The sequence below is a fragment of the Bombilactobacillus bombi genome (assembly GCF_003522965.1).
Classification (GTDB): Bacteria; Bacillota; Bacilli; order Lactobacillales; family Lactobacillaceae; genus Bombilactobacillus; species Bombilactobacillus bombi.
The window spans coordinates 1,268,205-1,280,327 of record NZ_CP031513.1 but is presented as its reverse complement, the minus strand read 5'-3'; the positions used below and the strand labels follow the sequence as shown (position 1 = coordinate 1,280,327).

General features: G+C 36.9%; 12 protein-coding genes. 11 read left to right on the top strand and 1 reads right to left on the bottom strand.

Annotated elements, in window-relative coordinates:
• Positions 1-9 precede the first annotated feature (9 nt).
• The 4 genes from DS830_RS06350 to DS830_RS06335 are packed head-to-tail and all read left to right on the top strand — an operon-like array spanning position 10 to position 4,597.
• The gene (locus DS830_RS06350) at positions 10-1,410 is read left to right on the top strand and encodes a flavocytochrome c (protein ID WP_118908695.1); all 1,401 of its coding nucleotides are present in this window, start codon (positions 10-12) and stop codon (positions 1,408-1,410) included.
• Positions 1,410-2,336, top strand: coding sequence for an L-lactate dehydrogenase (locus DS830_RS06345; protein ID WP_118908694.1), 927 nt, complete (start codon positions 1,410-1,412; stop codon positions 2,334-2,336). The genes DS830_RS06350 and DS830_RS06345 overlap by 1 nt, the downstream gene beginning before the upstream one ends.
• Positions 2,337-2,357: 21 nt before the next feature.
• Entirely contained in the window at positions 2,358-3,776 is a 1,419-nt protein-coding gene (locus tag DS830_RS06340) for an anion permease (RefSeq protein WP_118908693.1), read from the top strand.
• 35 nt (positions 3,777-3,811) lie between these two features.
• Positions 3,812-4,597, top strand: coding sequence for an alpha/beta fold hydrolase (locus DS830_RS06335; protein ID WP_118908692.1), 786 nt, complete (start codon positions 3,812-3,814; stop codon positions 4,595-4,597).
• Here DS830_RS06335 and DS830_RS06330 read toward each other — a convergent pair.
• Positions 4,590-5,540, bottom strand: a complete 951-nt coding sequence (locus DS830_RS06330) for a sugar-binding transcriptional regulator (RefSeq protein WP_118908691.1) — start codon at positions 5,538-5,540, stop codon at positions 4,590-4,592. The two genes, DS830_RS06335 and DS830_RS06330, sit on opposite strands and share 8 nt — an antisense overlap.
• A 163-nt stretch (positions 5,541-5,703) precedes the next feature.
• On the opposite strand from DS830_RS06330, the gene DS830_RS06325 reads away from it, so the two are divergent.
• From DS830_RS06325 to DS830_RS06295, 7 genes are all read left to right on the top strand, one after another.
• The gene (locus DS830_RS06325) at positions 5,704-6,864 is read left to right on the top strand and encodes an NAD(P)-dependent malic enzyme (protein WP_118900565.1); all 1,161 of its coding nucleotides are present in this window, start codon (positions 5,704-5,706) and stop codon (positions 6,862-6,864) included.
• A 7-nt stretch (positions 6,865-6,871) separates the two neighbouring features.
• The gene (citC, locus tag DS830_RS06320) at positions 6,872-7,924 is read left to right on the top strand and encodes a [citrate (pro-3S)-lyase] ligase (protein WP_118908690.1); all 1,053 of its coding nucleotides are present in this window, start codon (positions 6,872-6,874) and stop codon (positions 7,922-7,924) included.
• The gene (citD, locus tag DS830_RS06315) at positions 7,914-8,207 is read left to right on the top strand and encodes a citrate lyase acyl carrier protein (protein ID WP_118900569.1); all 294 of its coding nucleotides are present in this window, start codon (positions 7,914-7,916) and stop codon (positions 8,205-8,207) included. Before citC ends, citD begins: the two co-directional genes overlap by 11 nt.
• 2 nt (positions 8,208-8,209) lie before the next feature.
• Positions 8,210-9,124: a citrate (pro-3S)-lyase subunit beta gene (citE, locus tag DS830_RS06310; protein WP_118908689.1), complete on the top strand. Its 915-nt coding sequence runs from the start codon at positions 8,210-8,212 to the stop codon at positions 9,122-9,124.
• Positions 9,114-10,652, top strand: a complete 1,539-nt coding sequence (citF, locus tag DS830_RS06305; RefSeq protein WP_118900572.1) for a citrate lyase subunit alpha — start codon at positions 9,114-9,116, stop codon at positions 10,650-10,652. Before citE ends, citF begins: the two co-directional genes overlap by 11 nt.
• A gap of 66 nt (positions 10,653-10,718) precedes the next feature.
• On the top strand, positions 10,719-11,261 hold the full coding sequence (citX, locus tag DS830_RS06300) for a citrate lyase holo-[acyl-carrier protein] synthase (RefSeq protein ID WP_118908688.1): 543 nt from the start codon (positions 10,719-10,721) through the stop codon (positions 11,259-11,261).
• An 8-nt stretch (positions 11,262-11,269) separates the two neighbouring features.
• A complete protein-coding gene (locus tag DS830_RS06295; RefSeq protein WP_118908687.1) occupies positions 11,270-12,121 on the top strand; it encodes a triphosphoribosyl-dephospho-CoA synthase in 852 nt (283 codons plus the stop codon).
• The last annotated feature ends 2 nt before the right edge of the window (positions 12,122-12,123 follow it).

Below are 12,123 nucleotides of genomic sequence, written 5' to 3'. Positions count from 1 at the left end.
AGGTAAAACATGACAGAAAAATTTATTTTTCAAGCAACTGCAAAAGAACAACTCCAAGAGCAATATGATGTAATCATTATTGGTTCAGGTGGAACTGGTTTAACTAGTGCTTTGCAAGCACATGAACTAGGATTAAAACCAGTAATCTTAGAAAAAATGCCCAAAATTGGTGGCAATACTACGAAAGCTTCGTCAGGAATGAATGCTGCAGAAACTATGGTGCAGTTAAATCATCAGATAGTTGATAGCTATCAAGATTTTTATGATGATGTTTATCAAGGTGGCGGTCAACAAAATAATCCCGCTTTATTACATTATTTTACAGAACATAGCGCGTTGGCTATTGATTGGTTGGCAGCTCATGATATTCATTTAGATGATTTGACAATTACTGGCGGCATGAAGGTAATGCGGACCCATCGTCCAGCTTCGATGGCTCCTATCGGTGGATTTTTAGTGACTGAATTGCTCAAACAAATAGATCAAGCGCACTTACCATTATTTACCGATATAAAAGTGACGCAAATATTACAAGAAGATGGGCATGTTAAAGGGGTTCAAGCACAAATTGATGGGCAAAGTAAAACCATTTTGGCGCCAGCAGTCATTTTAGCTACAGGTGGATTTGGTGCTGGTCAAAAATTAATTAAAAAATATCGCCCTGATTTAGCTGATTTAAAGACTACTAACCAACCAGGAGCTGTGGGGGATGGTATTGAATTAGCCGCAGCTATAGGAGCTCAACTAGTAGATATGGATCAAATTCAGGTTCACCCAACGGTTCAACAAGATGGTGAACATCCATATTTAATCGGAGAAGCGGTGCGTGGCGAAGGAGCCATTTTAGTTAATAAAAACGGTGAACGATTTGTTAATGAATTAGATACACGTAAAAACGTTACTGCTGCTATTAATAATTTGAAAGAAAATGGTGCTACTTTAATTTTTGACCAAAGTGTACGTGAACGTGTGAAAGCTATTGAGTTTTATGATCACATCGGCTTAGTAAAAACTGGCCAAAGCTTAGTTGATTTAGCTCAACAAAATAATTTTGCGGCCGATATCTTGGAGCAGACCATTCAAACTTGGAATCAAGCTGTTCAAAAGCACCAAGATAACGAATATCAGCGAAGTACTGGAATGGAGCGGCAATTAACACAAGCACCATATTATTCAATTCACATTGCGCCAGCAGTGCATTATACAATGGGCGGAATTGCAATTAATGCTAACACTCAAGTAATGAGTCAAAAGGGCGAAGTAATTCCTGGCCTATATGCTGCAGGTGAAGTAGCAGGTGGGCTACATGGTAATAACCGTATCGGTGGCAATTCAATCGCTGAAACCATTATTTTTGGGCGGCAAGCAGGACAACAAGTTTTCAAATATCTGCAAAAAGGGGATAAGTAATGAAGATTAATCAACGCAAAGTATTATTAGTAGGTGACGGTGCGGTAGGATCATCGTTTGCTTTTTCTTTATTGCAAAATTGTCAAGTAGATGAATTAGTTATTACTGATCTCAAAAAAGATCATGTTAACGGAGATGTAGCTGATTTAGAAGATATTATTCCCTTTGAAAGTAACACTAAAATATCGGCTGGAGAATATTCTGATGCTCAAGATGCAGCTATTGTTGTGATAACAGCCGGAGTTCCACGCAAACCTGGAGAAAGTCGGCTGGATTTAGTACAAAAAAATTACCAGATTTTAAAATCAATTGTCGAACCCATTGTTGCAAGTGGGTTTCAAGGCTGTTTTGTAGTTTCTAGTAATCCTGTGGATATTCTGACCACCTTAACACAAAAGTTATCTGGATTTCCGAAGAATAAAGTGATTGGAACTGGAACTTCTTTAGATACAGCTCGTTTAAAAGTCGCATTAGCTCAAAAATTAAATGTTGCTGTTAATGATATTAATAGCTACGTACTAGGTGAACATGGTGACAGTTCTTTTGTTAATTTTGAAGAAACGACTGTTTTAGGTCGACCATTAGCTGAATTAATAACCTTAGCTGAGACTGATAAAGAAGAATTAGAGCAACAAGTACGTAGTAAGGGCGGTTATATTATTCAAAACAAGGGTGCGACTTTTTATGGAGTAGCACGTTGCTTAGCTCAAATTTGTCAAGCAATTTTAGATAATCAAAATTTAGTTGTGCCGATATCAGCTCCTCTAAATGGTGAGTATGGACTATATGATATGTATTTGGGTTCACCTGCAATCATTAATAATGAAGGTATTGCTCAAGTTATTGCAACCCCATTATCCCAAGATGAGCTGAAAAAAATGAAAATTTCAGCCACCCAACTAGCAGCAATTTTAGAACAGATTTAAATCGAGAGAAGGAGAAATCTCATGAAACTGAATAAAGTTAAATATTCTAAATTTATCTGGCCGCTAGTAATTGGCTTGCTTATTTGGTTTACTACCCCTTGGTGTCCAGTGGGAGTAACACCTGCAGCATGGCATATTCTGGCAATTTTTGTAGCCACAATTATTGGTTGTATTACACAGCCCTTACCCATTGCTGGTGTAGCAATTATTGGCATTACGCTTACCGTTTTATTAGGGATTGTTCCTATGGATGTCGCTATGTCTAGTTTTGGTAACGGAACAGTATGGATGATTGCGATGGCTTATTTTATGTCCCGGGGCTTTATTAATACTGGTCTTGGACGGCGTGTAGCATTACACTTTGTTCGTTTATTCGGTAAAAAGACTTTAGGATTAGCATATTCTTTAATTGGAGTTGATTTATTAACTTCACCAGCAACGCCCAGTAATACAGCACGTGCAGGGGGAATTGTTTATCCCATTATTCAATCTTTAGCCGAAACTTATGGATCTAAGGTAGGTGATGGTACCGAACGTAAAATTGGTTCTTTCTTGGTTTTTGCTGAATATCACGGTGATTTAATTACTAGTGGGATGTTCATGACTGCAATGGCTCCTAACTTAGTAGCAGTTGCTTTAGCTAAGAGTTTACATGTTAATCTATCTTGGATGAGTTGGTTCATGGCTGCTTTGTTGCCTGGATTGATCAGTTTGATTGTTGTTCCATGGTTAATTTACAAAATGTATCCTCCAGAAATTAAAGACACCCCAAATGCTAAAGAATGGGCTGAAACGGAATTAGCTAAACTTGGTAAAGTTACTTTTCCAGAAAAGATTATGGCTGCAGTATTTATTATGGCCTTGATTTTGTGGATGCTATCCAGTTTTATCAATATGGAAGCCTCATTAGTAGCCTTTATGGCAGTATCTGTCTTATTAATTTGTGGTGTTTTAACAGTTAAGGATATTCTTCAAGAAACAGGTGCTTGGAATACCTTAGTTTGGTTTTCGATTTTAATTTTTATGGCTAATGAATTAAATAAATTAGGTTTTATTCCCTGGTTATCAAAATCTATTGGTGGTGCCTTAAATGGTGTCAGTTGGGGTATTGTTTTGGCTATTTTAGTAATTTTTTACTTTTACAGTCACTATTTATTTGCTAGTGGAACAGCTCATGTTTCCGCGATGTACGGGGCTTTATTAGGTGTAGCAATTTCTGCTGGTGCACCTCCAGTTTTAGCTGCGATGTTGTTAGGATTTACAGGAGCAATCTTTTCTTCTACGACGCATTATGCTAACGGCCCAGCGTCTGTTCTTTTTGGTACAGGTTATGTTGATCAAAGTAGCTGGTGGAAGTATAACTTTATTTTAGCTTTCTTCTATTTGTTTGTATGGGGAGTTCTAGGAACCTTCTGGATGAAAATTATTGGTATCTGGTAAAATTAATTTTATCAGATTAAAAAGAAGGTTATTAAATGAACTTTTTAACAACAGATCAAGTTCGTATTAGTTATCAAGATATGGGCGCCGGTCAACCGGTTGTATTATTAGCTGGTTTGGGTAGTTATAGCACGGTTTGGCAATTAACCCAAGAATTTTTATTACAACATGACTATCGTGTAATTACTATTGATGCGCGTAATCAGGGATTATCTGAACATACTGCTAAGGGATTGCGTATTAGCCGTCATGCTGCTGATGTATATGAGCTATTATTGTATTTGCAATTAGAAAATGTCATTGGAATTGGTAATTCAATGGGTGCTGCGACTTGGTTTAGCTACATTAGTATTTTTGGAACACAAAACTTGCAGGCAGTAGTGGATATTGATCAGAGTCCCAAAATGATTAATACAAAAAATTGGCCTTATGGTTTTAAAGATTTAACTGTAACTAATTTTGCGAGTTATTTGCAGCAACCGTTTGGTCGGGCTACTTATCAAAACTTGCCTGACAAAATTTATTATCAAAATAAAAAATTACAACAACAGGTGCCTTATGATAGTCATTTAAACTATTCATTATTATTGGATCATGCAAGCCAAGATTGGCGGGATATAATTTGTAATTTGAACATTCCATTATTAGTAGTTGCTGGTCAAAGGTCTCCTTTTTTTGATTGTCATTTTGCACAAAAGACGGCCCAATTAGCTCCTCATGGACAAGCACAAGTAATTGCCCAAGCAGGTCACTTGCCGATGGCAGAACAAGCGCAAGTATTTAATCAGATTTTGGACAAATTTTTAATAGGTCTTATTTAACTTTATTATCTAAAAGTACACGTTGGGCCACTGATTCAGTCATGATTACATCAGTTAATAAACAACCGCGTAAAGCACCCAGAAGAGCAGCACTTTTAAACTTGCTTTTGACAATACCAATTCGTATTGGTATTTGTAAAATAGTATTTAAAGAGGCGCCGAAAAGTTTATCATGTTTAGTATTTAAGATATTGCCATCACAATCAAAAGGTCGACCATACAGTAATCCAGCAACTTGCTGTGATTGCAAACCTGCTAAAATTTGCTTTTTTTGTTGTTGCCAAAGGGGAATGGATTCAATAGAAGCCCAAGTTCCTAACCCTGTAAATAGTAAATCTGCTTGATTCATTTTCTCAAAAACTGGCGCAATGGCAGCTTCTTCTGCTAATTGTTGGCGCACTTGATCATTCATAATATATAAGGGGGCTGGCAATGTTTGATAGTGGGCACCAAATTTGGCAGCAGCACGTTGAACGACCGGAGTTGAACCGGCAGGAGAATCGGTTTTTAAATTGGCTCCTGTCAAAGGAATGAATAGTAAATTTTCTTGAGCTTGAACTTGAAAATGATTAATAATATTAAGAACAGTTTGTCCCCAGGTAACAGCTACTATCTTGCTGTCGCTAATCAGTTCTTGAATAATTTGAGCAGCAAAAGCAATAATATTATCACTATTGTCGTTGAAAGAGTCGGCATCTTTGATAATATAGACATTTTTAATAGTAAAGAGCTTTTTAAATCTAGCCTCTAATTCCAGATTTCGATTGATTGGATCTTGTATTAAAATTTGTACAATTCCGTTATCTATTGCTTCAGAAAGGCTTTTAGTAATCAGATAACGACTGAGATGGTATTTTTCAGAAATTTCGGTAATAGTTGCCTGTGATAAATAATAATCACGGGCAATGTCAGCTAATTGTTGGCGATAATTTAAATTAGTCATAGCAGCAATTCTCCTTAAATTTAATCATGTTTGTCAAACATATTATTTTTTAATTTGAAAAATATTTTAAATTTATCAAAAATTCTAAATTAATTTGATAAATTTAAAAAACGCGAGTAAACTAAAGATAAGTTAAGTTTATAATACGGAGAAGGGACTAATAATGAGCGAATTAGAAGATATTTTGAAATTGCATGCAGCTCATACTGGAGTTTTAGATATTAAATCCAATTTAGCAGTTACCAATCGTTCAGAATTAGCACAAGCATATACTCCTGGTGTTTCAATGCTCTCTAAAGAGATTGAAGCTCATCCAGCACTCAAATCTAAGTATACAATGAGTGGTAAATTAGTAGCGTTAATAACGGACGGAACAGCGGTTTTAGGACTAGGTAATATTGGACCTGCAGCAGGTTTACCCGTTATTGAAGGTAAGGCATTGCTATATAAGGATCTAGCTAATATCAATGCAATACCGTTGGCTTTAAATCAAGTCGATACTGCTGATGCAGTTGCTACTATCAAGAACATTGCGTTGTCTTTTGCTGGGATTCATTTGGAAGATATTGCTGCTCCACGCTGTTTTGAAATTGAAGAGCAGTTAAGCCAAGTTTTGGACATTCCGGTTTATCATGATGATCAAGAGGGGACTGCTATTGTTGTATTGGCGGGGTTAATTAATGCCGCACGAGTAGTAAAAAAGCAACTAACAGATTTGAAAATTGTCGTTAATGGTGTTGGTGCTTCTGGTTTAGCAACTGCACGTCTTTTATATCAAATCGGTATTAAAAATTTAATTTTAGTTGATCAACATGGTGTTATTACTGCTACTGATATGAATTATAACAGTTATCAAAGAAATTTAGCAAAACTCTTGCAAACGCCTACTAATTTACAAGGTCAACCACTAGCAGCTGTAATTGAACATCAAGATGTTTTTATTGGTTTATCGGATAAAAATGTTTTGCAATCCCAAGATGTTCAAAAAATGAATACTCAACCTATTATTTTTGCTTTAGCTAATCCAATTCCAGAAATTGATCCAGCAGTTGCCCAACAAGCTGGTGCTGCAGTTATTGCCACCGGATCCAGTAAATATCCTAATCAAGTAAATAATATTTTAGCTTTTCCAGGACTTTTTAAAGGATTATTATCCAGCAATTTAAAACGAGTTGACGCCCAATTACAACAAGTAGTTGCAGTCGCTTTAGCGAATGTTATTTCTCAACCGACAGCACAACAAATTATTCCAGACGTCTTTGATGAGCGAGTAGTTCCAACAGTTAGTCATGCAGTTCAAAAATACTCTCAAGGTCAAAAGTGAGGCTTTTATGGCGATAGTTGAATTAAATTTGCAGCTTTCCGATGTTAAAAATAGTTGGCAACAATTCCTGGAGGAGCGAGGAATTAATAATTTTTCACCAGCAGAAGTTCAACAGCTAGACTTAACGTTAGGTCTCTATGAAGATAATCAATTAGTGGCCACTGCTTCGGCAGCTCATAATGTAATTAAATATGTTGGTGTCTGTCAGCTAGATAGTACTCCGGGAGCGCGATTTAATCAAATTATTAGTGAATTAACTAGTAGATTATATCAACGTCAAATTTTTCATTTATTTGTTTTTACCAAAATTCAATACAGCTCTAGTTTTCAACATGTTGGTTTTCATGAATTAGCACATTCTCACCAGGCCGCTTTTTTAGAGACTGGAACTCCAGATATTCATGATTATCTAGATCAATTACCACAAGTAAAGAGTCTTCCAACACAAAAAATTGGGGGGATCGTTATGAACGCTAACCCTTTCACTTATGGTCACCGATACTTAGTTGAACAGGCTTTGCAACAATGTGATTATGTTTATGTATTTGTAGTTAATACTGACGCCTCACTTTTTTCCACGGCTGAGCGATTACAATTAGTACAAGCTGGCTTGCAAGATTTACCACATGCAATAGTAGTTAGTGGTGGCGACTATATGGTTAGCTACGCAACTTTTCCAGCTTACTTTCTCAAATCTGATCAAAATACTACAGAATATCAAACCACACTAGACGCGCATATTTTTCGAGATTTAATTGCTCCAGCTTGTCAAATTACGCTGCGTTTTGTAGGAACAGAGCCATTATCACCTACAACGGCAATTTATAATCGAGTTTTGGCAGAAGAATTACCGCCACAAGTGACCTTAAAAGTAATTGAACGAAAGCAAGATCAACAACAAAAAGTAATCAGTGCTTCTGCGGTTCGTCAAATGATTGCTCAAAATAATCTTAAAGAACTTAAAAGTTTAGTACCGATATCTACTTATCAATTTATTAAAGATAACTTAAAACAGTTACAAGTGAGAATTCAGAAAGGAATGAAAATTAATGGAAATTAAAGAAACTGCCGTAGCAGGAACTTTAGAATCTTCCGATATTCAAATTATGATTACCCAAGCTGCTTCTGGAATTACGATTGAATTAGAATCGGATGTTGCTAAACAATTTGGAGCACAAATTAAGCATGTTATTCAAACCACCTTGGAACAGTTAGGAATCAATGCAGCTCATGTTAAAGCAGTTGATAAAGGTGCACTTGATTGTGTAATTAAAGCACGTACGATAGCAGCAGCACAACGTGCTGCTCAAACAAGCGATACTCCAGCATGGGAGGTTTTATAATTATGGCTACAATGAATGAACGTTTACGGCGGACCATGATGTTTGTACCTGGCAATAACCCAGCAATGGTGAAAGATGCAGGTATTTATGGTGCTGATTCCATTATGTTTGATTTAGAAGATGCTGTTTCCATGAATGAAAAAGATGCAGCCCGTGATTTGGTTTATGAAGCACTACAAACGCAAGATTATGGGGATGCTGAATTAGTTGTGCGGATTAACGGTGCTGATACTCCTTATTATCACAATGATATTTTGGCAATGGTAAAAGCTGGTATTGACGTAATTCGGTTGCCAAAAACCGAAACAGCTGAAATGGTAACCCAACTAGAAGCAGATGTGCTGGCTGCAGAGAAAAAATTTGGCCGAGAAGAAGGATCGACTCACTTAATGGCAGCAATTGAAAGTGCCAAAGGCGTCTTAAATTCTCCCCAAATTGCCTTAGCCTCACAACGAATGATAGGCATAGCCTTATCTGCTGAAGATTATACAACAGATATGAAGACACATCGTTATCCAGATGGTGCTGAATTACAGTTTGCCCGTAATATGGTTTTGCATGCTGCCCGTGCTGCTGGTATTGCAGCATTTGATACAGTCTTTAGTAATATGAACGATCCAGAAGGATTTTATCGCGAAACAGAATATATTCATCAACTTGGTTTTGATGGTAAGTCTTTAGTTAATCCTCGTCAAATTCCAATGGTTAATAAAGTTTACGAGCCAACTCGAGCAGAAATTGATAATGCTAAGAATGTGATGAATGCTATTGAAGAAGCCAAGATTAAAGGATCTGGCGTTATTTCAATGAATGGTCAAATGGTTGATCGACCTGTAGTGATGCGAGCTCAACGAGTAATGATGTTAGCTCAAGCATCCCAGATTGTGGATAAGGAGGGCAATTACATTGAAGAATAGTGTCAATCGTGAATTACCAGAAGCTTTGTTAAAGCAATTAGACTATCAAGGATTTAAGACAACTGATATTGGTCAACCCGACATCCAGCGTGTTGCTCCAAAAGTACATGTTACAACTGGCAATGATAAAGTGTGTGATTCGATTGCCAAAGTTGTTCAACAAACTGTTAAAGATGGTATGACTATTTCATTTCACCATCATTTTCGTAATGGTGACTTTATTTTTAACCAAGTAATGCGAGTTATTATTGATTCTGGAATTAAAAATCTAACCCTAGCTCCTTCGTCTTTAACCGGCGTAATGAATGATGTGGTTATTGAAGCTATTAAGGCCGGGACTGTTACTAATATTACCAGCTCAGGAATGCGGGGCTCTTTGGGAGATTTTGTTTCCCACGGAGGCTTGAAAAATCCAGTTATCTTTCGTTCTCATGGGGATCGGGCTCGGGCGATTGAGCATGGAGATATCAAAATTGACGTGGCTTTTTTAGGAGTACCCAATTCTGATCGGTTAGGAAACGCTAATGGTATGCAAGGCAAAGCAGTATTTGGTTCGCTTGGCTATGCTTTGATGGATGCACAATATGCTGATAAGGTAGTATTGTTGACTGATAATTTAGTACCATATCCTAATACACCTGCTTCAATTAAACAAACACAAGTCGATTATGTAGTTCAGGTTGATCAAGTGGGAGATCCAGAAAAAATTGGTTCAGGGGCTACTCGTTTTACTAAAGATCCCAAAGAATTAAAGATTGCTTCTTTAGTTAATGAAGTAATTGTTCATTCTCCATATTTTAAAAATGGTTTTTCATTTCAAACAGGTTCTGGTGGAGCTGCTTTGGCAGTGACACGCTACTTACGTCAAGCAATGATAAATCAAAATATTAAGGCTTCCTTTACATTGGGAGGCATTACTAAGCCAATGATTGATTTACTAGAAGAAGGATTAGTTAATAAGGTCATGGATGTGCAAGACTTTGATAAGGGTGCAGCTGAGTCCATGCAAAAGAATGCCAATCAACAAGAAATTGATGCCTCTTGGTATGCTGATCCAGATAATAAAGGTGCGATGGTTGATCAATTAGATGTCGCAATTTTAAGTGCTTTAGAAATTGATACCAAGTTTAATGTTAATGTGATGTCTGGCTCTGATGGTGTTATTCGCGGAGCAGTTGGTGGTCATCAAGATGCTGCTACATCTAAAATGACAATTATCTGTGCCCCATTAGTTCGAGGAAGAATTGCTACGGTTGTACCTGATGTAACGACTGTAGTCACACCAGGAGATTCCATCGACGTTTTGGTAACTGAATATGGAATTGCAATTAATCCTAAACGACAAGATTTAAAGCAAGCGTTGAGTAAGGTTAGTGCGCTGCCAATTTACACAATTGAAGAATTGCAAGCAATGGCCGCTAAAAAAGTTGGACAAGCAGCGCCATTAGAATTTACTGAGCAAACAGTAGCGTTAGTAGAATATCGTGATGGAACAATTATTGACCAAATTAAAGCTGTGAAGGATTAAATATGTATCATTAAAAGGGATGAGGACAGATAATTTGTCCCTATCCCTTTTTCCGAAGGGAAAATAATGGTTAAAAATATTTTTACAAGTGGATTAGAACAAAGTATAACTGATATCTTAGCAAGTCGCGATCGGCGAGTAGCAATTCAACAACAAATTCTTCAAACATATCCTCATCAAACTTTAGTAGATATAAAATTAAATATTCCAGGTCCTATTAAAAATAATAGTGCTTTGCATAAATTGTTTACTGCGGGATATCAACGTCTTGAAAACTTCTTAGGAACAGATATCAAAGTGATTTTAGAGGACAATTTACCTACTGGTAATGAAGCTTTTCTGATCTGTCGTCAAAGTGCAGAGGTTATAAAGCGGCAAACTGTCGTTTTTGAAGAACGTGATCCATTAGGGAGATTGTTTGATTTAGATGTACTGTCTACAACCAATTTACGAGCAATCTCACGTTCAGATTTGGATTTACCAATGAGAAAATGTTTTCTTTGCCAAAGGCCAGCTAAAGAGTGTGCACGTTCACGCAGACATTCAGTATCTGAATTACAGAATGCTATTAGCCGATTATATCAGCAAGAATTTCAAATAAAGGAGTAACTCGTTTAATGAAAGAACTACCAATAACTGACCCGTTGGTTGCTGATGCTCTTAAATCACTTTTATATGAAGTCAGTGTACAACCAAAACCGGGATTGGTGGATCCAGTATCTTCAGGACCACATCCAGACATGGATGTATTCACATTTATTGATAGTGCTTTAAGTTTGACTGAGTACTTCACAGCTTGTAGTCAGTTAGGAAATCAGTTTACTAAAAATGATTTAACTCAATTATTTGTTCAATTGCGTCGTTGGGGTTTGAAAGCTGAGCAATCGATGTTAACAGCCACTAAGGGTGTTAATACCCATAAAGGAGCCATTTTTTCTTTAGGAATTGCGGTTGGGGCGCAAGCTTATCGAAAGCAACACAATGAATTGACTTTTACGTTTGTGGTGCAACAGATGTTAGTTGGGTTAACTCAAAATGATCTCCAAACAGAAAATTTAAAGCAGAAGCAAAGTTTAACAGCAGGGCAACGTCTTTATTTGCAATATGGTTTAACTGGTATTCGTGGTGAAGCTCAGCAAGGATTTCCTACTGTTACTAACTGGGCATTACCAGCCTTGAAACAAGCTACAGGAACTCTTAATGAGCGTTTGCTAGATACTTTGATGGTGATTTTACAACACTCACAAGACACTAATTTGATTAAAAGAGCGCAAACACCGCAGATTATCCCTTGGGCTCAACAACAAGCCCGGCATTTTTTGGATTTAGGTGGGGCTAAAACATTAGCGGGTAAGCAATTTTTACAAGAACTTAATCAAGTTTTTATAATGAAGAATTTGAGTCTCGGCGGTAGCGCTGATTTATTAATTTTAACGATTTTTTTAGCTTTACAAGAACAAATTTTGTAGAA

Excerpts from the sequence above, each read along its gene's own strand:
- citE (WP_118908689.1), top strand. The coding sequence starts at position 8,210 with ATGGCTACAATGAATGAACGTTTACGGCGGACCATGATGTTTGTACCT.
- DS830_RS06330 (WP_118908691.1), bottom strand. The coding sequence starts at position 5,540 with ATGACTAATTTAAATTATCGCCAACAATTAGCTGACATTGCCCGTGAT.
- citD (WP_118900569.1), top strand. The coding sequence starts at position 7,914 with ATGGAAATTAAAGAAACTGCCGTAGCAGGAACTTTAGAATCTTCCGAT.
- DS830_RS06325 (WP_118900565.1), top strand. The coding sequence starts at position 5,704 with ATGAGCGAATTAGAAGATATTTTGAAATTGCATGCAGCTCATACTGGA.
- DS830_RS06295 (WP_118908687.1), top strand. The coding sequence starts at position 11,270 with ATGAAAGAACTACCAATAACTGACCCGTTGGTTGCTGATGCTCTTAAA.
- DS830_RS06340 (WP_118908693.1), top strand. The coding sequence starts at position 2,358 with ATGAAACTGAATAAAGTTAAATATTCTAAATTTATCTGGCCGCTAGTA.
- DS830_RS06345 (WP_118908694.1), top strand. The coding sequence starts at position 1,410 with ATGAAGATTAATCAACGCAAAGTATTATTAGTAGGTGACGGTGCGGTA.
- citC (WP_118908690.1), top strand. The coding sequence starts at position 6,872 with ATGGCGATAGTTGAATTAAATTTGCAGCTTTCCGATGTTAAAAATAGT.
- DS830_RS06350 (WP_118908695.1), top strand. The coding sequence starts at position 10 with ATGACAGAAAAATTTATTTTTCAAGCAACTGCAAAAGAACAACTCCAA.
- citX (WP_118908688.1), top strand. The coding sequence starts at position 10,719 with ATGGTTAAAAATATTTTTACAAGTGGATTAGAACAAAGTATAACTGAT.
- DS830_RS06335 (WP_118908692.1), top strand. The coding sequence starts at position 3,812 with ATGAACTTTTTAACAACAGATCAAGTTCGTATTAGTTATCAAGATATG.